The 21063-nt window shown below is 43.8% G+C and carries 18 protein-coding genes; 4 read left to right on the top strand and 14 right to left on the bottom strand.

The features are described from left to right. The first annotated feature begins 12 nt into the window (after positions 1 to 12). The 3 genes from rfbA to rfbD all read left to right on the top strand — a co-directional run bounded on the left by rfbA (position 13) and on the right by rfbD (position 3059). Positions 13 to 909 carry a glucose-1-phosphate thymidylyltransferase RfbA gene (gene rfbA, locus NQ550_RS06605; protein WP_022380581.1) on the top strand — a complete coding sequence of 299 codons (897 nt, stop codon included), beginning with the start codon at positions 13 to 15 and terminating at the stop codon, positions 907 to 909. 176 nt (positions 910 to 1085) lie between these two features. After that, the gene (gene rfbB, locus NQ550_RS06600) at positions 1086 to 2114 is read left to right on the top strand and encodes a dTDP-glucose 4,6-dehydratase (protein WP_025577226.1); all 1029 of its coding nucleotides are present in this window, start codon (positions 1086 to 1088) and stop codon (positions 2112 to 2114) included. A gap of 3 nt (positions 2115 to 2117) precedes the next feature. Continuing rightward, entirely contained in the window at positions 2118 to 3059 is a 942-nt protein-coding gene (gene rfbD, locus NQ550_RS06595; protein ID WP_025577224.1) for a dTDP-4-dehydrorhamnose reductase, read from the top strand. 60 nt (positions 3060 to 3119) lie between these two features. Here rfbD and NQ550_RS06590 read toward each other — a convergent pair whose 3' ends face one another. Continuing rightward, positions 3120 to 5087 (bottom strand): TRAP transporter permease, encoded by a 1968-nt coding sequence (locus tag NQ550_RS06590; RefSeq protein WP_025577222.1) that lies wholly within the window; start codon positions 5085 to 5087, stop codon positions 3120 to 3122. 5 nt (positions 5088 to 5092) lie between these two features. Continuing rightward, positions 5093 to 6094, bottom strand: a complete 1002-nt coding sequence (locus NQ550_RS06585; protein WP_025577220.1) for a TAXI family TRAP transporter solute-binding subunit — start codon at positions 6092 to 6094, stop codon at positions 5093 to 5095. 151 nt (positions 6095 to 6245) lie between these two features. Here NQ550_RS06585 and NQ550_RS06580 point away from each other — a divergent pair, with 151 nt between their 5' ends. Next, positions 6246 to 6872: a cytidylate kinase-like family protein gene (locus tag NQ550_RS06580; protein ID WP_008707544.1), complete on the top strand. Its 627-nt coding sequence runs from the start codon at positions 6246 to 6248 to the stop codon at positions 6870 to 6872. Between the two features lie 106 nt (positions 6873 to 6978). On the opposite strand, the gene NQ550_RS06575 is transcribed toward NQ550_RS06580, so the two are convergent. The 12 genes from NQ550_RS06575 to glf all read right to left on the bottom strand — a co-directional run bounded on the left by NQ550_RS06575 (position 6979) and on the right by glf (position 21006). Next, entirely contained in the window at positions 6979 to 7749 is a 771-nt protein-coding gene (locus NQ550_RS06575; RefSeq protein WP_025577218.1) for a LamB/YcsF family protein, read from the bottom strand. An 86-nt stretch (positions 7750 to 7835) separates the two neighbouring features. Continuing rightward, the gene (gene accC, locus NQ550_RS06570; protein ID WP_008707547.1) at positions 7836 to 9185 is read right to left on the bottom strand and encodes an acetyl-CoA carboxylase biotin carboxylase subunit; all 1350 of its coding nucleotides are present in this window, start codon (positions 9183 to 9185) and stop codon (positions 7836 to 7838) included. Between the two features lie 18 nt (positions 9186 to 9203). After that, positions 9204 to 9641, bottom strand: a complete 438-nt coding sequence (gene accB / locus NQ550_RS06565) for an acetyl-CoA carboxylase biotin carboxyl carrier protein (RefSeq protein WP_025577217.1) — start codon at positions 9639 to 9641, stop codon at positions 9204 to 9206. Positions 9642 to 9682: 41 nt separating this feature from the next. Beyond that, complete coding sequence (locus tag NQ550_RS06560; RefSeq protein WP_022380574.1) at positions 9683 to 10690, bottom strand: 5-oxoprolinase subunit C family protein; 1008 nt, start codon at positions 10688 to 10690, stop codon at positions 9683 to 9685. Position 10691: 1 nt separating this feature from the next. Further along, a complete protein-coding gene (gene pxpB, locus NQ550_RS06555) occupies positions 10692 to 11417 on the bottom strand; it encodes a 5-oxoprolinase subunit PxpB (RefSeq protein ID WP_025577214.1) in 726 nt (241 codons plus the stop codon). A gap of 153 nt (positions 11418 to 11570) precedes the next feature. After that, positions 11571 to 12773 (bottom strand): NRAMP family divalent metal transporter, encoded by a 1203-nt coding sequence (locus NQ550_RS06550; RefSeq protein ID WP_025577213.1) that lies wholly within the window; start codon positions 12771 to 12773, stop codon positions 11571 to 11573. A gap of 251 nt (positions 12774 to 13024) precedes the next feature. Then, a complete protein-coding gene (locus tag NQ550_RS06545) occupies positions 13025 to 14419 on the bottom strand; it encodes a glycine--tRNA ligase (protein WP_022380971.1) in 1395 nt (464 codons plus the stop codon). A 152-nt stretch (positions 14420 to 14571) separates the two neighbouring features. Continuing rightward, entirely contained in the window at positions 14572 to 15324 is a 753-nt protein-coding gene (gene recO, locus NQ550_RS06540) for a DNA repair protein RecO (RefSeq protein ID WP_025577211.1), read from the bottom strand. A gap of 28 nt (positions 15325 to 15352) precedes the next feature. Next, positions 15353 to 16261 (bottom strand): GTPase Era, encoded by a 909-nt coding sequence (gene era / locus NQ550_RS06535; protein ID WP_025577208.1) that lies wholly within the window; start codon positions 16259 to 16261, stop codon positions 15353 to 15355. Positions 16262 to 16277: 16 nt separating this feature from the next. Further along, positions 16278 to 19202 (bottom strand): insulinase family protein, encoded by a 2925-nt coding sequence (locus tag NQ550_RS06530; RefSeq protein ID WP_025577207.1) that lies wholly within the window; start codon positions 19200 to 19202, stop codon positions 16278 to 16280. Positions 19203 to 19234: 32 nt separating this feature from the next. Beyond that, positions 19235 to 19819: a DUF6553 family protein gene (locus tag NQ550_RS06525; protein ID WP_025577205.1), complete on the bottom strand. Its 585-nt coding sequence runs from the start codon at positions 19817 to 19819 to the stop codon at positions 19235 to 19237. Positions 19820 to 19890: 71 nt separating this feature from the next. Next, complete coding sequence (gene glf / locus NQ550_RS06520; protein ID WP_025577203.1) at positions 19891 to 21006, bottom strand: UDP-galactopyranose mutase; 1116 nt, start codon at positions 21004 to 21006, stop codon at positions 19891 to 19893. Between the last annotated feature and the right edge of the window lie 57 nt (positions 21007 to 21063).

The following is a 21063-nucleotide window of genomic DNA, read 5'->3' as shown; positions in this document are numbered from 1 at the left end:
AGGAGAATACACATGAAAGGTATTATTTTAGCAGGCGGTTCCGGCACACGCCTTTATCCGCTTACAATGGTAACATCCAAACAGCTTCTGCCAATCTATGATAAACCCATGATCTACTATCCCATGTCTGTACTGATGAATGCAGGGATCCGCGATATCCTGATCATCTCTACTCCACAGGATACTCCTCGTTTTGAGGAACTTCTTGGTGACGGACATCAGTTCGGTGTCCATCTCACCTATGCAGTACAGCCAAGTCCGGACGGACTTGCTCAGGCATTTATCATCGGCGAAGAATTTATCGGTGATGATACTGTTGCCATGGTTCTCGGCGATAATATCTTCGCAGGACATGGACTGAAGAAAAGACTGAAAGCTGCTGTAAAGAACGCAGAATCCGGCGAGGGTGCAACTGTTTTCGGATACTATGTAGATGATCCGGAGAGATTCGGTATTGTAGAATTTGACCATGAAGGCAAGGCTATCTCAATTGAAGAGAAACCTGAGCACCCGAAGAGCAACTACTGTGTCACAGGTTTATACTTCTATGACAATCGCGTCGTAGAGTATGCAAAAAATCTGAAACCAAGCGCCAGAGGCGAACTTGAGATCACAGACCTGAACCGCATCTATCTGGAAAAGGGCGAATTAAACGTAGAGCTTCTCGGACAGGGATTCACATGGCTGGATACAGGTACACACGAGAGCCTTGTGGAAGCCACCAACTTTGTAAAAACAATGGAAAGCCACCAGCACCGCAAAATCGGTTGCCTGGAAGAGATTGCATATCTCAATGGCTGGATTACAAAGGAAGATGTGCTGAAGGTTTATGAAATACTGAAGAAAAATCAGTATGGTCAGTACTTAAAAGACGTTCTGGACGGTAAATATCTGGATGTATTGCACTAACCGAAGCTTTTAGACCTGTACAACCGAATTCGCAGTCAAGTGAGTGATATATCAAATTTTCAAACAGTTATTTGATATATCACCCGCCATGCAGCAAGGCGGATAATTTTATCTGCCTGACTCTATAACAGAATCTTACAGATATTCATATTATATATTTTTTAAGGAGAATCACTATGAACATTATCGTAACCGGCGGTGCCGGATTTATCGGAAGCAACTTTATTTTTCACATGTTAAAAAAATACCCGGATTACCGCATCATCTGTCTGGACTGTCTGACCTATGCAGGAAACCTTTCCACTCTTGCACCTGTCATGGACAACCCAAATTTCCGTTTCGTAAAAGAAAGCATCACCGACCGCGAAGCAGTTTACAAACTTTTTGAGGAAGAACACCCTGATATGGTTGTAAACTTCGCTGCAGAGAGTCACGTTGACCGCTCCATCGAAAACCCGGAAGTTTTCCTTACCACAAATATTATCGGTACTGCTGTTCTCATGGATGCATGCCGCAAATACGGTATCAAACGTTATCATCAGGTATCTACTGATGAAGTTTACGGAGATCTTCCATTAGACAGACCTGACCTGTTCTTCACAGAGGAAACTCCGATCCATACAAGCAGCCCTTACAGCTCTTCCAAGGCTTCTGCAGACCTTCTGGTGCTGGCTTACCACAGAACCTACGGACTGCCTGTATCTATCAGCCGCTGCTCCAACAACTACGGACCATATCATTTCCCGGAAAAACTGATTCCGTTAATGATCGCCAATGCATTAAATGACAAACCACTTCCGGTATACGGAACAGGCGAAAACGTTCGTGACTGGCTCTATGTAGAAGATCATTGCCGTGCAATCGACCTGATCATCCACAAAGGACGTGTAGGCGAAGTTTATAATGTAGGTGGTCACAACGAAATGACAAACATTGATATCGTTAAGATCATCTGTAAAGAGCTTGGCAAACCGGAAAGTCTGATCACATATGTGGCAGACCGTAAAGGTCATGATATGCGCTATGCCATTGATCCGACCAAGATCCACAACGAACTTGGTTGGTTACCGGAAACAAAATTTGCAGACGGTATCAAGAAGACCATCAAATGGTATCTGGATAACAAAGAATGGTGGGAAACGATCATCTCCGGTGAATACCAGAACTACTATGAAAAAATGTACGCAAACCGCGGGGAGGCATAATTTATGAGAATTTTTGTAACAGGTGTAGGCGGTCAGCTTGGACATGATGTTATGAACGAACTTGCGAAACGCGGCTATGAAGGTGTGGGAAGCGACATTGCTCCTTCCTACAGCGGAATCGCTGATGGCACTGCAGTTACCACAATGCCTTATGTTCAGATGGATATCACTGACAAAGCTTCTGTAGAAAAAGTCATTAAAGAAGCAAATGTTGATGCTGTGATCCACTGTGCTGCATGGACAGCTGTAGATGCTGCCGAAGATGAAGAGAACCAGCCGAAGGTCCGTCTGGTAAATGTAACCGGAACTCAGAATATTGCTGATGTGTGCAAAGAGCTTGACATCAAGATGCTGTATCTGTCCACTGATTATGTATTCGATGGTCAGGGAACCACTCCATGGGAGCCTGACTGCAAGGACTATAAACCATTAAATGTCTATGGACAGACAAAGCTGGACGGTGAACTTGCCGTATCCGGCACAGTTGATAAGTTCTTTATCGTCCGTATTGCATGGGTATTCGGCAAAAACGGCAAGAACTTTATCAAAACCATGATCAACCTCGGAAAAACTCATGATACTCTCTCCGTAGTCAATGACCAGATCGGTACACCTACTTATACCTATGACCTGGCAAGACTTCTGGTAGATATGATCGAAACTGAAAAATACGGTTATTATCATGCAACCAATGAGGGCGGATATATCAGCTGGTATGATTTCACAAAAGAAATCTTCCGTCAGGCCGCTGCCATGGGACACCCGGAATATCTCCCGGAAAACATGACAGTCAACTCCGTCACAACTGCAGAGTATGGCGCTTCCAAAGCAGCCAGACCGTTTAACAGCCGCCTGGATAAGAGCAAACTGACAGCCAATGGTTTCACACCACTCCCCACCTGGCAGGATGCACTTGGACGGTATCTGAAAGAACTGGATTTCTAAATAAAAAAATCCGGCAGGACACCCAAATGACAGGTGTTTTGCCGGTTTTTTTATTCTTCTCTATGCAGTTTTCTTCTTCTGCGCTGTCTGCCATACGCAGCATCCCACGATCAGAAGTATTCCCACAACATCAGTCATCAGTGACGGATCGATCAGCATCAGTCCGCCTGCTGCCATTAAGACACGAACCGGTACAGACATTTTCACTGACAGGAAGCCTTCCAGTGAGGAGGACAATCCAAACACACCAATCAGTGAGGTGATAAAGATCTGAACAACCTTAAGTGGTGTGGTATCGATCAGCAGCATTGCCGGATTGAAGCAGAATACATAAGGTACGATAAATACTGCGATAGCCAGCTTGGAGGCTGTAAATGCAGTCTTCATCGGATTGGCCTTCGCTATGGCTGAACCTGCGTAGGCAGCCAGCGCTACCGGCGGTGTGATATCTGCAACAATACCAAAGTAAAATACAAAGAAATGAGCTGCCAGTGTAGGTACTCCCATACGTACCAGGATCGGAGCACAGGTTGCTGCCATGATACAGTAATTGGCAGTGGTAGGTACACCCATACCAAGTACGATACAGCACAGCATAGTCAGAAGCAGTGCAATGATCAGTTTTCCGTTTGCAACACTGATGATTCCGTTGATCAGGTCATTGGCAAGTCCTGTCATGGTGATGGAACCGGAAATGATTCCTGCAACACCGCAGGCTACTGCTACGGAGATAACGCCTCTTCCTCCTGCTTCCAGCGCATCAATACATTTGGTAACACTGATTCTGTTTTCTTTGTCAAAAAGACTTACGATAACAGAAAGAACGATTGCATAGCTGGCAGCCTTCTGCATGGTCATATAGTTTCCGGACACCCAGATTACCAGCATGACCAGAGGTAATAACAGATAGATTTTACGGATCAGAAGCTTAAATACCGGAAGTTTTTCCTTCGGAATTCCGGAAAGTCCTAATTTCTTTGCTTCCAGATGTACAGAAATAAAGATTCCTGTAAAGTACAACAATGCCGGCAGAATCGCCCTGACAATAATGTTGGAGTACGGTACACCCACAAAATCTGCCATAAGGAATGCGGCAGCTCCCATGATCGGAGGCATGATCTGTCCACCTGTGGAAGAAGCAGCTTCTACTGCTCCGGCAAATTCCGGTTTGTATCCTGTGTCCTTCATCATCGGGATTGTAACAGAACCGGTTGTTACTGTGTTACCTACAGAGGAACCGGATACCATTCCACAGAGCGCAGAACTGATAACCGCTACCTTTGCCGGTCCACCTGCATATTTTCCTGCAATGCAGTTAGCCAGCTGAATAAAGAAGTTGGAGATTCCTGTTCTCTCCAGAAACGCACCGAAAATAATAAATACCACAATATATTTAGAGCATACATTTACAGGTGTGGAGAAAATACCCTCTTTTGTGTAGAAAAGATTCCGCACCAGGAATTTCACTCTTCCCAAAAATGCCGGATTGGTAAGCCCTACAGCCAGTGCATAGATCAGGAAAAAACCTGCCACAAACAGGATCGGCAGGCCCACGCATCGTCTGGTAAGCTCGATCAGTGCAGCAATACCGATAATACCGATCACAATCTGATAAGGGGCAAATCTGGTACCCTGATTGATGATCTGATTTGCAGAAAAAGTAAAATACAGAAAAGCACCTGCGCCTGCGATCATAAAAATAATATCGCCAATCGGCATGTAGTTTTCTCTGATATCTCCTTTTTTCGCCGGATAGGTAAGAAATCCGATAAGAATAATCAGCCCCAGAAAAGAAGTCAGTCGGATTTCCTCCAGGAAGGTTGCAAATAAGGTAACATAGATACACCACAGAGAAAAGGCAACCAGCAGGCCGCGTACAGCCAGCTTATATTTGCCGGTCCACACACGAATATTGGATTCGCGGTCGTATTTCTTCATTACCGCATCTACATCTGCTGTGCTCATGTTCTCAGAACCAGCCTGCCCTTCCGGGGATGTGTTTGCTTTTTTTATCTTATTTTCTTTCATCCTGACTATTCCCCTTTCGTATCCACTGTAATTCCATGCTCTGCATAATAACGCGCCGCACCCTTATGGAAAGGAATGGTCATACCGGAAGTAGCGTTTTCCAGAGAAAGCTCCGCTCCTTTTGCATTCTCAGCAGAAATCTCGTCTGCATGGTCAAAAATTGCCGCAGTCATATCATAAACTGTATCCTCATCCAGAGATTCGGACACTACGATCGTCGCCTTGACTGTGATGGTTTCTACAGGCTCATCCTGTCCCGGATAGGTTCCTGCTGGAATCTGGTAGGATGTATAATATGGACAGTCACTCAAAATTGAATCCCTGATCGCGCCATCAATATTGATCATATAGACACCATTGGTAGTTGCAAGCTCTGTGATAGCTGTTGTAGGTGCACCTGCAACAATAAACGCAGCATCAATTTTTCCATCCTTCAAAGATTCCTTGCTGTCCTCAAAAGACAGATACTGGGGATGGATATCATCCAGGGTAATGCCGCCTGCATTTAAAACATCCAGAGCATTGAAATATACACCGGAGTTTGCCGCACCGATAGATACGCTCTTGCCCTTCAGATCTTCCACTGTCTTAATGTCAGGGTCCATGGTAAACAGCTGGACAGTCTCTGCATACAGGCCGCCCAGAGTCCTGAAATCATGGGTTGCACCGTCCTGTTCAAATGCTCTTACGCCCTCCCATGCATAGGCCATTACATCTGACTGGACAAATCCAAGCTGGAAATCTCCGTCCTGTACTGACTGCAGGTTCGCTTTGGAACCACCTGTAGAAACTGCTGTAACCTTTACATTTGTATTATTGGTAATATACTGGGCCAGTACACCACCGTAGGAATAATACGTTCCCGCCGTACCGCCGGTACCGAACGTCAAACGTTCTTTACTTTGTCCGCAGCCACTCAGAAGGCTGACTGCAAGTGCAAGAGTCAAAACAAGGCCAACAATCCTGCCAGCTTTTCTCCTGCCTCTGAAAAGCTCTTTGTTTCTCATAAATCCATCTCCTTCAGGTACATAATATTTTGAATTATAACATATTTTTTCAAAAAATGATAATCTTTATTGAATAATCTTACAAAAAACGTTACAATAAAGGAAAAACATGGATAACAAAATAAATAACAACCCAATGGAGGTATCTATTATGTCCGAAAGAAAATACCCTGTCATCACAATCAGCCGGGAGTTTGGTGCCGGGGGACACAGTATTGCAAGAGTAGTTTCAGAAAGGCTTGGTATCCCATATTACGATCGGGATTTTGCAAAACAGGCTGCTGCCAGAAGCGGATATTCCCAGGAGGATATTGATCGTGAGGGTGAAAATCTGAGCCGCAGCGCCAGACTTCTGGACAACATTCTGAATAACTCTGCAGGTTATTTCAGTTCCCATGATGCTATTTACCAGGCTCAGAAAGAGCTGATCCTTCAGTTCGCAGCAGAACAGGACTGTATTATTATCGGCCGCTGTTCCAATCTTATCCTGCGAAATGCCGGTATTCCCAGTCTGGATATTTTCCTTCATGCAGATGTGAATCTCCGCACAGAACATATTCAGAAATTAGGCTTAAACGGAAAGGAAGATCCCAGGAAATATCTCACCAAAATGGACAACCTGCGTGAAACCTATTTCAAAACCTATACAAAACATGAGCTTGGCACTTATCACGATTATGACCTGTGTCTGGATACCGGAACCCTTGGATACGATAACTGTATTGAGATTATCACTTCACTTGCAAAACAGCAGGGGTTGAATCTGAAGCATCAGTAGAAGGACCGCTGCAAGCTGTAAAACAGCAACAAGGCTGTGGCAGTCAGAAAATCTGTGCCACAGCCTCTTTACTTCAGTCCTTTTAATAGTTGTTTCTAAATTTCTTTTATTTTACAAACTCATCCAGAGAACGGATCTGGATTCCTTCTTTTGCAAAAGCCTCTCTGATTTTTTCCACAAACGCCAGAGCCTTGGCTCCGTCTCCATGAACGCAGACAGAATCTGCCTGAATATCAATATCTTTTCCTGTAATTGCAGTAATCTTTTTCTCTTTGACCATACGGATCACCCTGACAATAGCCTCATTTTCATCAGTGATCACAGCACCTTCCTTACGTCTGTTTACCAGAGTACCATCTTCTTCATAGGCGCGGTCTGCAAAAACCTCCATAGCTGTACGCAGGCCCATATCCTGAGCAGCCTTTGCCAGCTGTCCGCCGGAAAGAGCAAGTACGATCAGACTGCTGTCAAATTCTTTGATTGCCTCACAGATCGCAGTAGAAAGGGCATAGTCCTCTGCAGCCATATTATATAAGGCTCCATGAGGCTTTACATGCTGCATTTTTACACCGGTTACTCTGCAGAATGCATCCAGTGCACCCAGCTGATAAAGCACATATGCTTTTGCCTCTGCAGGGGAAACACTCAGATTTCTTCTTCCGAAGCCCATCAGATCAGGAAAACCCGGATGTGCTCCTATACGAATTCCCGCTTCCTTTGCCATTGCCAGCGTATTTCCCATAACTACCGGATCTGAAGCATGATAACCGCAGGCTACATTTGCAGAGGAGATCAGCGGAATGACCTTATCATCATTACCGATTTTATAGTTTCCAAAACTTTCTCCCAGATCACTGTTTAAATCTACTGTATACATTTACCTTACCTCTTTTCTATTTATTTCCCAGAGCGTGTTTGAAAAATCACTCCCTCAATCCGTATACAGGATCCTTACCTACAATCTTATCCCTTAATTTTCAGTACATTCTCAATAAATCCCGTATCTGCCTTTCCGTCGCAGAATACCTGATTCTTCATAATCTGATACTGGAAATCAAGGTTTGTCTCCACACCCATGACCACCATCTCATCCAGCGCAGAGCGCATTTTCTGCAGGGCAGCCTCTCTGTCAGGTGCATGAACGATTACCTTCGCAATCATGGAATCATACTCTGACGGAATCTTGTAGCCTGTATAAAGGGCAGTATCCACCCGGACTCCGTTGCCTGCCGGAAGATGCATATGCTGTACTACTCCGGGACTTGGCATGAAATTTTTCTCAGGAATCTCTGCGTTGATGCGGCATTCAATAGCATGTCCTTTAATCCGGATATCTTCCTGTTTAAAGCTTAACTCCTCTCCCATAGCCACACGAATCTGCTCAATGATCAGATCTGTGCCTGTAACCATCTCTGTTACTCCATGCTCCACCTGGATTCTGGTATTCATTTCCATGAAATAGAAGTTGCCTTTGGGGTCTACGATAAATTCAATCGTTCCTGCATTGGTATAACCTACTGTTTTCGCAGCAAGAACTGCATATTCATTCATTTTCCTGCGGGTTTCTTCATCAATGGCAGGGGACGGGGATTCCTCGATCAGCTTCTGATGATTTCTCTGTACCGAACAGTCACGTTCTCCCAGTGCCACCACATTTCCATGACTGTCTGCCATGATCTGAATCTCCACATGGCGGGGATTTTCTACAAAACGTTCAATGTACATAGTATCATCCCCAAAAGCATTGGCTGATTCTCTCTGTGCCATATTAAACTGAAATTCAAATTCATCCTCATTGGCAGCCACACGCATTCCCTTGCCACCACCGCCTGAGGAAGCCTTGATCATAACCGGATATCCAATCTCTTCAGCCAGTTTTTTACCTGTTTCTGCATCGTATACAGGTTCCTTTGTTCCCGGTACAACCGGTACCCCGGCATCCATCATGGTTTTACGGGCATGGGATTTATTTCCCATCTTATCGATCACATCCGCATCCGGTCCGATAAAGGTAATTCCGTTTTCTTTGCATTTGCGGACAAACTCACTGTTTTCTGAAAGAAAGCCAAAACCGGGATGGATAGCATCTGCTCCCATATTTTCTGCTGCAGCAATGATCCGGTCCATGTTCAGGTAGCTGTTTCTGGCAGGACCTTCTCCGATACAGATACGCTGGTCTGCCAGCTGTACATGAAGGCTCTTGGCATCTTCCTTAGAATAAACAGCTACACTTCGGATCCCCAGATTCCTGCAGGCACGTATGATCCGAACTGCAATCTCCCCACGGTTGGCGATCAAAATTTTATTAAACAATATGAAAGCCTCCTTATCCTACAGTCTCTTAACGCGGAACAGAGGCTGTCCATATTCTACTTTCTGTTCATTGCTTACCAGAACTGCTTCAATCTCACAGTCATAGTCACTCTGGATCTCATTCATAAGCTTCATAGCTTCCAGAATGCAGACTGTCTGTCCTGCCTTTACCTGATCTCCCACCTTTACAAAGGCAGGTACATCCGGAGCAGCTGCTGAATAGAAGGTTCCCACGATAGGAGAAGTGATAAACAGACTTTCCTCCTCTTCTTCCTCAGCCTTTTCCACAGTTGTATTCACAGGTGCAGATGCAGCCACAGGTACTCCCGCTGCAACTACAGGAGGATGATCCAACTTGCTCATTGTAATCTTTACATCCTTGTCCTTATATGTGAATTCGTTAAGTGATGAATCCTCAATAATCTTTACCAATCCCTCAATCTTCTCTAAATCCATCGAACATTATCCTTTCTGTCTATTCTATATTATTTTTATGGTTATTCTTCAAACAGCTTTCGCAGTCTCTTTGCCACCAGACGGCAATCCAGAACCTCTTTACATGGCTGATGAATGATCTTTCTCAGTCCGTCAAGTTCTTTCATTTCCTCAACATAAAGAGCCTGAGCCTCCTGTACGGTAATTGCCTTGAAATGTATCTTATCATCTGTTTTTCTCTGTACCAGCTTGGGAATATCCACAGATGCCACTGTGGCAATTTTCCCATAACCGCCCGTTGTCTGACGGTCAGCCAGCAGAATGATAGGTTTACCATGGGAAGGTACCTGTATAGCCCCAAATGCGATTCCGTCGGAAATAATATCCGAAGTCTTCTTAGGAGCAATAAACGGTCCCTCCAGCCTGCAGCCCATACGGTCAAATTCATTTGTCACTGTATACTCACTGCCCAGGAAAGTCTGGATGCCCTGTTTGCTGAACATACCATCCTGCGGTCCCATTACTACCCGCAGTGTTGCTTCTGTCTGATCAAACTCATCCATATCAAGCTTTCGGGAAAGGAAAAACGGCAGATAACGTCTCTTAATACGAAATCCGATATAATCGTCCGCTTCCAGTTTTCTTCCCTTAAATCCGCCCAGACCACTCTTTAAATTGGTGCATCGGCTTCCCATCACTACCGGAATATCCAGATAACTGGAAAAAGCAATATAACCTCTGCTTCCCGTTCTGGCGCTTCCAAATTTCAGTACATCTCCCTTATTCATATACAGGGCTGTATACATGGGAGCCGGCTCTCCATTAATGGTTGGCTGGAAATCTCCGCCTGTGATTGCAATGATAGTAGCTGATGTAAATTCAAGGGTTGGGCCTATCAGCGTTATCTCCAATACTGCCTCATTCTCCGGATTATCCAGAAGAAGATTGGCTATTTTGAATGAACGGACATCCATGACTCCTGCCACACTGAATCCCTGACTCTGATATCCATAACGCCCCAGATCCTGAACCGTTGTCATCATTCCGCCTTTTAATATACGAATTCCCATTTTATGCCTCCTCATGAACGGTGCACTGGTATTCGCCACGTTCTACTAATTCTCTGATCCGTTTGTACTCATCTTCATCGATCGGTACAAAACGGATATAATCTCCTGCCTCTACCAGAATCGGGATTTCACGGTCCGGATCATAGGTTTTTACAGGTGTCATTCCCATCAGCTGCCATCCTCCCGGAGAATCCAGAGGATAAATCCCTGTCTGGGAACCACCGATTCCCACACTTCCTGCATTGATCTTGATTCTGGGATTTGCAAGACGGGGTGTATGGATCCTTTCATCCAGCCCGCCCAGATAACAAAAGCCCGGAAGAAAACCAAGCATATAGATCAGGTAATCTCTGGAAGAATGAATCTTTATTACTTCCTCTACGGAAAGTCCGGCATGTTCTGCAATATTCTCAATATCCGGACCATATTCTCCTCCATAGCATACAGGAATCTCATAAACTTTTCTGCATCCTTCACCTGCTGTAACTTCCATCTTTAACAGAATTTCCAGTCTTTTTTTCAGGTCATCGTAGGAAATCACACGCGGGTCATAATTAACCAGCAAAGAACAGAACGCAGGGATCATATCTACAACTCCCTCTATATGCTGTTCTTTCATAAGCTGTACAGTGGCAGTGATCTTCCGGTTGATCTCCGGACTGATCTTTTTGCCAAATTCAACCAGAACAGAAGAATCACCTTCTGTTAAAATTCTAATGTCCGGCATAATCTGCTCCTCTTTTCTTAATCTTTTCGCCATGTCTTTTTATCTGCTTCTTTCTGCATCACATGGCTGTTAATGAACCAAAAAGGTGTAACCTGGACGATCACACCTTTTTGATATACTCTCCAGTCTGAAAACCGGATACATTTTCCTCAATTATAACAATGTACCGATCTTAGATACAAATGTAGTTACACCGAGGTATGCTGTAAGAACTACCACGATCACTCCAAGAATGGTAAGTACTACCGGATGATGATAATTCTCTCCCATAATGGATTTCTTATGTGCAGCGATCAGGCAGATTGCCAGGGTGATCGGAAGGATCAGACCGTTCACAGCACCTGCAAGTACAAGAAGTACTGCCGGATTACCAAGAATAAACATAATTGCTGTGGAAATAACGATAAATCCAATGATCACTTTATTTTCATTTTCTTCAATAGACTTACTGAAAGTCTTAAGGAAAGAAACAGAAGTATAAGCCGCACCAATGATGGATGTGATAGCTGCGCACAGAAGAACCAGACCTGCAAACCGGTATCCGATTTCACCAGCCCCCTGCTTAAAGGCATCTGCTGCAGGATTTGCAGCATCCAGTGTTACACCCTTGACAACAACGCCCAAAACAGCCAGGAACAGGAAAATACGTACAATAGTGGCAATGATCATACCCATAACAGAACTCTTATTAATCTCTTTCAGGTTCTTCTCGCCTGTAATTCCTGCATCAATCAGACGGTGTGCGCCAGAGAAAGTGATATATCCTCCAACAGTACCTCCCAGAAGTGTAAGGATTGCAGGAATCAGATTTGTGGCACCGGCTTCCGGTACAAATGTATTCTTCAATGCACTTCCTACCGGTGGTTTTACCACAATGATCACAACAAAGATTACGATAATCATAATGGCACCCAGTACCTTGGTAATAGTATCCATGGCACTTTTGGCATTTTTCAGCACAAACACCAGGATTGCCAAAAGACCTGCCAGTATGTAACCAACTTTGGTAGGTATTCCAAGCAATGTGTTAAAACCAAGTGCTCCGCCACCTACGTTTCCGATATTAAATACCAGACCACCAAATACAATCAGTATAGATACCAGATATCCCAGTCCCGGAAGTACCTTATTGGAAACATCCTGTCCACGAAGTCCGGTTACACAAAGCACGCGCCAGATATTCATCTGTGCAATGGCTGCAAGGATTACGGAAACCAGGATAACAAATCCAAAACTTGCCTGATACTGCCCGGTAAAGGTTGCTGTCTGTGTCAGGAATCCAGGTCCGATTGCAGATGTGGCCATCAGAAACGCTGCGCCAAGTAAAGCTCCACCACTTTTTTTCTTTTCGCTCATTTTTATTGCCCCCTTTTCATGTTATTATTGCTCATTATACTAAAAAATGAATATTTACACAAGCAAAAATTATTTTGGCAACTTTTGATGTCGAATTTTTATAATCTATATTTTGTAATAAAAAACAGCAAAGGAGTGCCCGGATTCCCATCCGATACAGCTCCCTTGCTGTTTTTTTCAGTCATGCGGATATAATCATCCACTTTGTTGTTCACTCACATAACCGAATAACTGCTTTGCACTTTATTCAGTTAAAATGTAAATTTATCCGCAAAATATGCATCCAGTTCATCGATCTTCACACGAACCTGTTCCATGGTATCACGGTCACGGATTGTAACTGCTCCGTCATTTTCGGACTCAAAGTCATAAGTTACACAGAACGGAGTACCGATCTCATCCTGTCTTCTGTAACGTTTACCAATGTTTCCACGATCATCATATTCACAGTTATATTTCTTGCTTAACTGCTGATAGATCTTCTCTGCGCCCTCATTAAGCTTCTTGGAAAGAGGAAGCACACCGATTTTAACAGGTGCAAGTGCCGGATGGAAATGAAGAACTGTACGAACATCATTCTTCTCTGCATCCAGAACTTCTTCGTCATATGCGCTGCACAGGAATGCAAGTACCACACGGTCAGCTCCAAGTGACGGCTCGATTACATATGGAATGTATTTCTGTTTCTTCTCATCGTCAAAGTATGTCAGATCCTGTCCTGATACGTTCTGATGCTGTGTCAGGTCATAGTCTGTTCTGTCAGCGATTCCCCAAAGCTCGCCCCATCCGAATGGGAACAGGAACTCTACGTCAGTAGTAGCTTTGCTGTAGAAGCTTAACTCTTCTGCATCATGGTCACGATAACGAACTTCTTCATCCTTCAATCCAAGAGAATGTAACCAGTTCAGGCAGAAATTCTTCCAGTATGCAAACCACTCAAGGTCTGTATCCGGCTCACAGAAGAATTCAAGCTCCATCTGCTCGAACTCACGTGTACGGAATGTGAAGTTACCCGGTGTGATCTCGTTACGGAAAGATTTACCGATCTGACCGATACCAAACGGGATTTTCTTACGTGATGTTCTCTGAACATTCTTGAAGTTTACGAAAATACCCTGTGCTGTTTCAGGTCTTAAGTATACTGTATTCTTGGCATCCTCTGTAACACCCTGGAATGTCTTGAACATCAGGTTGAACTGACGGATATCTGTAAAGTTATGTTTGCCGCATGTAGGGCATGGTACATTGTGATCTTTGATGAAGTTCATCATCTCTTCCTGAGACCATCCGTCTACAGAGCTCTCAAGTTCAATGCCATTCTCCTGGCTGAAGTCTTCGATGATCTTATCTGCGCGGAAACGCTCATGACATTCCTTACAGTCCATCAGCGGGTCAGAGAAGCTTCCCAGATGTCCGGATGCAACCCATGTCTGCGGGTTCATCAGGATTGCACAGTCAACACCTACATTGTATGGGGATTCCTGAATAAATTTCTGCCACCATGCACGTTTTACGTTATTCTTTAATTCTACACCAAGATTACCGTAATCCCATGTGTTTGCAAGACCACCATAGATTTCGGAACCCGGGTAAACAAATCCTCTTGCCTTTGCCAGCGCAATGATTTTGTCCATTGTTTTTTCCATGACTATTCTCCTCGTTCTTTTTATAAAATGCGTGTAACTGTTCATATCCGTCAGGCAATTTGGTTCACAATCCATTCCGCTATTTGATTAACGTAATAAACAGCTACAATTAACGTTATTATAACTGCATCTGATTTCTTTTTCAAGGTATCTCAGCTCATTATTTCCAGAATTTCCAGACTTTTGAACCGTTTTTCAGTGTTCGCAGCAATATAGGTATGGATATGACGTTCCAGTTCATGGAGTACTTCTTCTGTAACAGTAAATGTATAAAGCTTCCCAAGAGAAGCAGTTACTATGTACTGCATGGCATATAATGCAGGTGCTGAGATTCTCTTTGCATCATTTACATGTCCCAGACAGGCTTTATCCAGAATACCATGATTCTGCTGAGAAAAGAAAAGCTCTTCTCCCTCCACAGGCTGTCTTTCGCAGCACACACAATGAAACAGTGAAGGACACAATCCCTGTGCAGCCATCATACGAAGTTCAAAAATACACCTCACCAGCCTGTCATCAATATTCGGGTTCAGAAGTGCCTTCACTGTCACATACAGAAGGTTCATAGATTCTTTCTCGTCAATCCCCTCCTGTCCGAAATAATCTGCCAGTTCCAGAAAATAATATCCATAGTAAATTCCAGGCTGTTCGCCTGCCAGTTCCACAAAATGATGACTGATGGATACCTGATTCAGATTATAACTGGAACGCCCCTCATAAAGGGCAAAGGTTCCAAACACAAAAGGATTGGCAGCCGCCAGAAACTGGCTGTTTGGGCGGCGGGCTCCTTTTGCAAACGCGGAAATCTTGCCTCTTTCTCTGGTGAGAAGGACGATCCGCTTGTCATATTCTCCCACAGGCATGGCAGAGAGCACTACTCCCTGCACAGTTATCAAATCACTCATTCTCTCTGTTTCCTGACTGTCTTTTTATTTAGATTTCCTTCTTATCGTAACCAAAGTTCTTGATAAGGAAATCACTGTCTCTCCAGTCTTTCTTTACTTTTACCCAAAGCTTCAGATTCACTTTTGATTCCAGCATACGCTCAATCTCATATCTTGCATTACTTCCGATTTTCTTTAACATCGCACCCTGTTTGCCGATGATAATTCCTTTGTGAGACTCTCTTTCACAGATAATTGTCGCATCAATATCCACGATTGGATTTTTTCCCGGACGTGTTTTCATCCGGTCAATGGCAACTGCGATTCCATGAGGAATTTCCGCATCCAGTGCATGAAGTGCTTTCTCGCGGATGATCTCAGCCACGATCTGACGCTGAGGCTGATCAGTAACTGTATCCTCATCATAAAACATAGGACCGTAAGGCAGATATTTCAGGATACAACCGATAATATCCTGTGTATTCTGTCCACGCAGTGCGGAGCATGGGATAATCTCTGCGAAATCGCATACTTTTCGGTAGGTATCAATGGCAGGAAGGATTTCTTCCTTTGATACAGTATCAATTTTGTTGATGATCAGGATTATCGGCACTCCGATTCCCTGAAGCTGTTCTGCAATATGACGCTCTCCTGCCCCGATAAAGGTACTTGGCTCTACCAGCCACATAATGGCATCTACCTCTTTTAAAGTTCGCTCTGCCACCTGAACCATATATTCTCCCAGCTTATTCTTTGCCTTGTGGATACCGGGAGTATCGAGAAATACGATCTGACCTTCGTCACAGGTATAAACGGTCTGGATACGGTTTCTGGTTGTCTGTGGTTTCTTGGATGTGATAGCGATCTTCTGTCCGATGAGATGATTCATCAGAGTGGATTTACCTACGTTTGGACGTCCAATAATCGCTACAAATCCGGATTTAAAATTTTCGTTCATTCTGTTCTTTCCTTTTTTAACAATTGATCAGTGGTTTCACTTCCATCAGTACATCAGAGGCCTCAGCCACCTTGCTCTCGCTTCCCACCACACATATCTGATCTGCTGCCAGAACTGCCTCTATAATCTCGGCCAGTGCATGGATATCCTCTGCAGACGCATTCAGAATCTGATCACGTTCTTTCTGGAGCATCTCCTCTGTCACACCGCAGAAATATGCTGTCTTGGAAACAGAACCTTTCATCTGAGGTGTCCTGGGAACATCCTTTCCGCTGATGGTACCAATGATATATTTTGTCATCTCGCGCTCATCTGCCTGAAAATTGCGGATATAATCCGGAATCCCCTTATATACATCCAGTGTACGTTTCAGATGAGGATCGCGATAAGATACCAGATAGCTCTCACCATTCCTCTTAAATCCGCTCATACATCCATATGCACCGCCCTTTACGCGCAGATTCATCCACAGATAATCATAACTTAAGATAACCTTCAGAATTTCCAGTGCACCTGTATATTCCAGGCCTTTTTTCTTAAAGTTACCGGTCTGAGCCACATACTGGACCTGTCCGGAAGTCTTAAATCCCTCATTCTTCTTTGTGCAGGTCAGCTTCTCTTCCGATTTCTCCACCGGCTCTGTGCCAAGTCCTGCCTTTACAGCTCCCGCCAGTTTCTGAACTGTCTCCAGGGACTCTCTCTCACCTGTATAACTGATCATAAAGTTCTCCGGACGGAGAATTTTTTTCATCAGTTTGCAAAGCTCTTCTACAGTTTCCTCTTTTCGCTGTTCAAAATCTTTTTCCAGTTTCTCGATAAACTGATAATATCCGATTCCCGCCATCTCATCCTGAAATGCAGCCATCGGAGAAGAATATGCAGCTGCTCTGAGTACAGCAGTGGAATGTCCGGCACCTGTCAGGTTTACCTGTGCCCTGGACTTCACAGATGCAACAATCTCATAGAGACGCTTGGTATCCTCCAGTTTCGAGCTGTTCAGGATCTCCCCGATCATTTTGAAAAGGAAATCCATTTTCGTATAAAGTGCCTTACCTCTTACAGAGAACATAGCCTGAAACTCTTCTGTAGAATCAGCTCTGTCAAAAACCTCTACCCCACAGTTGATACCGCCTGTATTGGCATTGATCTCATTAAACAGTTCTCCGTATGTGTAATTCTCTGTATCCACATAACCCAGTACGGATTTCAAAAGTCCCAGATAAGGAATCTGCTCAGGCGCAATACTGTCAGTCTTAAACATCAGGTCTACGTAACCGATGCCATTTGTGCATACGTCATGGTAAAGGAACAGACTGTCATCTACCGTTAATTCTTCATTTATGATCTTTGCAGCTTCTCTTTTAATATCACTTCTCTTTAACATCGGAATGCACTCCAGTGCTTTTGGATCTTCGCCGGCTTCCTGATATGCTTCCAGTGCTTTCGTCTTCTCAACCATTGCATCCAGCTGTTCTTCAGAAAGACTGCTTCTGTATGCTTCCAGCTTCTCCTCCAGCTCTTTCTCACGCTGGGCTGCCAGACCTTTCTTCGGCACAAGAGTCATGATGCATCCATGTGGATTCTCAAGAAGATATTTACGGATCAGTTCTTCAAAATATCCTTCGTTTACTGCCTTTTTCAGTTTTTCAAAAACTGTAAGCTGCTGTACCTGTGCAAAGGGATTTCCTTTTTCATACAGCCAGTCTCCCAGAATATCCAGACTGTACATCAGTCCTTTCGGATAAGAGGAAAAATCAGCTTCACGATAGCGGAATTCAAAGTAATTGATTCCTGCCTCTACAGCTTTCCTATCAATTCCATTCTTAACAATATCTCCCAGTACCTGTCTGATCACAGATACGAATTCTTCTTTTCTGTCCGGATTGGAACCTTTTGCAATTACTGTAAAATATGGCTGGAGAATACCATCATCATAAGATCCATAGACATCCTTGCCTGCTTTTACATCCAGAAGTGCCTGCTTTAACGGTGCTCCCGGTGCGCTTAACAGTGCGTAATCCAATACCTCAAATGCCATTGCCATCTGACTGTCCGCAGCATTTCCCACAACCATGTTATAAGAAAGATAGGTATTGTCCTCTTCTCCCTCATTCTCAGCAACCGGATACTCAAGAGTCACATCCTGGCATGCTCCGAATGCTTTCTGTTCCTGAATAACAGAATCCACATCCAGATAATCAAAATGCGACAGATAATGCTCATCCAGGAATGCCAGTTTCTCTTCCATATCCATATTTCCATACAGATAAATATAGCTGTTGGATGGATGGTAATAAGTTCTGTGGAAATTCAGGAAATTCTCATAGGTAAGATCCGGAATATTTTTCGGATCACCGCCTGATTCACATCCATAAGTGGTATCAGGGAAAAGGTGATTCATAATCTCCCGTTCCAGAACTTCATCCGGTGAGGAGAAAGCACCTTTCATCTCATTATATACAACACCGTTATATTTCAGCGGTCCTTCCTTCTGTTCCAGATGATAGTTCCAGCCTTCCTGACGGAAAATCTCTTCTCTTTTATAGATATTCGGATAAAATACCGCATCCAGATAAACATGCATCAGATTCTGAAAATCCTTATCATTGCAGCTGGCTACAGGATAGCAGGTTTTATCCGGATAAGTCATGGCATTCAGGAAAGTATTCAGAGAACCTTTTACCAGTTCTACGAAAGGATCCTTTAATGGAAATTCCCTTGAACCACAGAGTACACTGTGCTCCAGGATATGTGCCACACCTGTGCTGTCCTTAGGCGGTGTGCGGAATGCGATATTAAATACTTTATTCTCATCATCATTCTCGATCAGCATAACTCTTGCACCTGTTTTCTTATGGCGCAGAAGCCAGCCTGTGGAATGGATATCTGTCAGGTTTTCTTCTGTTACAACTTCATAAGCTGTCAAATTTGCTTTGTTCATGTATGCCTCCAGTAATTTTTTTTGGCTTTTCTTTATAATCCGCCTTCTCCCGGAAAATGAGCTTCGTAAGCTTCCCTTGCTGCCTTTGTTATCATTTCCAGTTCTTCCTGCATATTGATTTCTTCCGGAAACACAATGGCAGTGGTATAGACATCTTTCTGAAGCTTACTCTTCGCACTTTTCTCACTGATAGGAACAATTCCGCACAGGGTAGTATTATATGTCTTGTCCTTCTCACAAAGTTCCATATAAGTCTTAACCATATGGCAGCATTCTCTGTAAAGCAGTTCCCTGTGAAGTTCGCTCTTTTCCTGCATTTCCCTGAATTTCAGTCTGGCAAGGTTTTTCTCGATTTCTTTTCTGGCTCTCTTTAAACCAAACAGCTTTCCCGCTGTATCCTTGCTGTATTCCATTGCCATCCAAAGCGCCAGATACCCATCAGCACGCGTACCGGAACCTGCCTCTGAAGGTTCTCCGTAACGCAGTTCCCACAGTTCCTTACGGACAGCATTTGCCTCCTCATCTTCGCCTGCAGCAATAGACTGGTCAAGAAACATCTTTCTTTTCATCGGATCATACTCTCTGTAATAAAGAGCAATTATTGGTGTGTCTGTCATATATTTATCCTTTCCGGTTACTTTATCTGTAACTGTTTGCTACCTTTATCTTACAATCCCAAAATTTACTTTCATGGCTCTTCATAGGTAAGCTCTGTTTCTGCCAGAGACAGCGCCTCTTCAATAACCTGATCCATATCCATGTAGCGATACATGCCGAGTCTTCCGCCAAAGATCACATTCTTCTCTTCCAGTGCGCGACGTTCATATTTGTCAAACAGTTCACTGTTCTTCGGGTCATTGACCGGATAGTACGGCTCTTTGCCTTTCTCCCATGCTGCCGGATATTCTCTGGTGATCACAGTCTTTGGCTGTGTACCAAATTCAAAATGTTTATGCTCGATGATCCTTGTATACGGAACTTCATAATCTGTATAATTGACAACCGCATTGCCCTGATAATTTCCCATATCCAGCACTTCTGTCTCAAATCTCAGTGATCTGTATTCCAGTTCTCCGTAACAATAGTCATAAAATTCATCGATCATACCTGTAAAGAGTACTTTGTCTGCCTGTGCAGTCAGTTCTTCTCTGTTTGCAAAGAAATCTGTATTCAGACATACCTGTACACCCTCCAGAAGTTTCTTCACAATACGTGTATATCCACCTTTGGGGATTCCCTGATAAGGATCTTTGAAATAGTTATTATCATAAGTATAACGCAAAGGCAGTCTTTTTATGATAAATGCCGGCAGATCTTTACACTCCCTGCCCCACTGCTTCCTTGTATATCCCTCTACCAGTTTCTCATATACGTCCTGTCCAACCAGTGCAAGCGCCTGTTCCTCCAGGTTCTTCGGATGAGTAATGTGCATTCTTGCGATCTGTTCCTGTATCTTCGCCTTTGCTTCTGCAGGAGTACGTACTCCCCAGAGCTGATGAAAGGTATTCATATTAAACGGCAGATTATATAATTCATCCTTATAGACTGCAATCGGTGAATTCACAAAATGATTAAATTCTGCAAACTGATTGATATAATCCCACACCTGTTTTCTGGAAGTATGGAAGATATGTGCACCGTATCTGTGTACCTGGATCCCCTCTACTTCTTCTGTGTAAATATTACCGCCGATATGACCTCTCTTATCGATCACAAGGCATGTTTTCCCCCGTCTTGTGGCCTCATGTGCAAATACTGCACCAAAAAGGCCGGCTCCTACTATCAGATAATCATATTTCTTCATGTGCGACACCTTCTTCTTGTAATAATCAAGCGGATAAAATCGTCCGCTTCGCTACGC

It is taken from the genome of Blautia wexlerae DSM 19850, from assembly GCF_025148125.1.
In the GTDB taxonomy this organism is placed as follows: Bacteria; Bacillota; Clostridia; order Lachnospirales; family Lachnospiraceae; genus Blautia_A; species Blautia_A wexlerae.
The sequence above is the reverse complement of the archived record's forward strand: the minus strand, read 5'-3'. Positions and strand labels throughout refer to the sequence as shown.

Excerpts from the sequence above, each read along its gene's own strand:
- rfbA (WP_022380581.1), top strand. The coding sequence starts at position 13 with ATGAAAGGTATTATTTTAGCAGGCGGTTCCGGCACACGCCTTTATCCG.
- rfbB (WP_025577226.1), top strand. The coding sequence starts at position 1,086 with ATGAACATTATCGTAACCGGCGGTGCCGGATTTATCGGAAGCAACTTT.
- rfbD (WP_025577224.1), top strand. The coding sequence starts at position 2,118 with ATGAGAATTTTTGTAACAGGTGTAGGCGGTCAGCTTGGACATGATGTT.
- NQ550_RS06590 (WP_025577222.1), bottom strand. The coding sequence starts at position 5,087 with ATGAAAGAAAATAAGATAAAAAAAGCAAACACATCCCCGGAAGGGCAG.
- NQ550_RS06585 (WP_025577220.1), bottom strand. The coding sequence starts at position 6,094 with ATGAGAAACAAAGAGCTTTTCAGAGGCAGGAGAAAAGCTGGCAGGATT.
- NQ550_RS06580 (WP_008707544.1), top strand. The coding sequence starts at position 6,246 with ATGTCCGAAAGAAAATACCCTGTCATCACAATCAGCCGGGAGTTTGGT.
- NQ550_RS06575 (WP_025577218.1), bottom strand. The coding sequence starts at position 7,749 with ATGTATACAGTAGATTTAAACAGTGATCTGGGAGAAAGTTTTGGAAAC.
- accB (WP_025577217.1), bottom strand. The coding sequence starts at position 9,641 with ATGGATTTAGAGAAGATTGAGGGATTGGTAAAGATTATTGAGGATTCA.
- NQ550_RS06560 (WP_022380574.1), bottom strand. The coding sequence starts at position 10,690 with ATGGGAATTCGTATATTAAAAGGCGGAATGATGACAACGGTTCAGGAT.
- pxpB (WP_025577214.1), bottom strand. The coding sequence starts at position 11,417 with ATGCCGGACATTAGAATTTTAACAGAAGGTGATTCTTCTGTTCTGGTT.
- NQ550_RS06550 (WP_025577213.1), bottom strand. The coding sequence starts at position 12,773 with ATGAGCGAAAAGAAAAAAAGTGGTGGAGCTTTACTTGGCGCAGCGTTT.
- NQ550_RS06545 (WP_022380971.1), bottom strand. The coding sequence starts at position 14,419 with ATGGAAAAAACAATGGACAAAATCATTGCGCTGGCAAAGGCAAGAGGA.
- recO (WP_025577211.1), bottom strand. The coding sequence starts at position 15,324 with ATGAGTGATTTGATAACTGTGCAGGGAGTAGTGCTCTCTGCCATGCCT.
- era (WP_025577208.1), bottom strand. The coding sequence starts at position 16,261 with ATGAACGAAAATTTTAAATCCGGATTTGTAGCGATTATTGGACGTCCA.
- NQ550_RS06530 (WP_025577207.1), bottom strand. The coding sequence starts at position 19,202 with ATGAACAAAGCAAATTTGACAGCTTATGAAGTTGTAACAGAAGAAAAC.
- NQ550_RS06525 (WP_025577205.1), bottom strand. The coding sequence starts at position 19,819 with ATGACAGACACACCAATAATTGCTCTTTATTACAGAGAGTATGATCCG.
- glf (WP_025577203.1), bottom strand. The coding sequence starts at position 21,006 with ATGAAGAAATATGATTATCTGATAGTAGGAGCCGGCCTTTTTGGTGCA.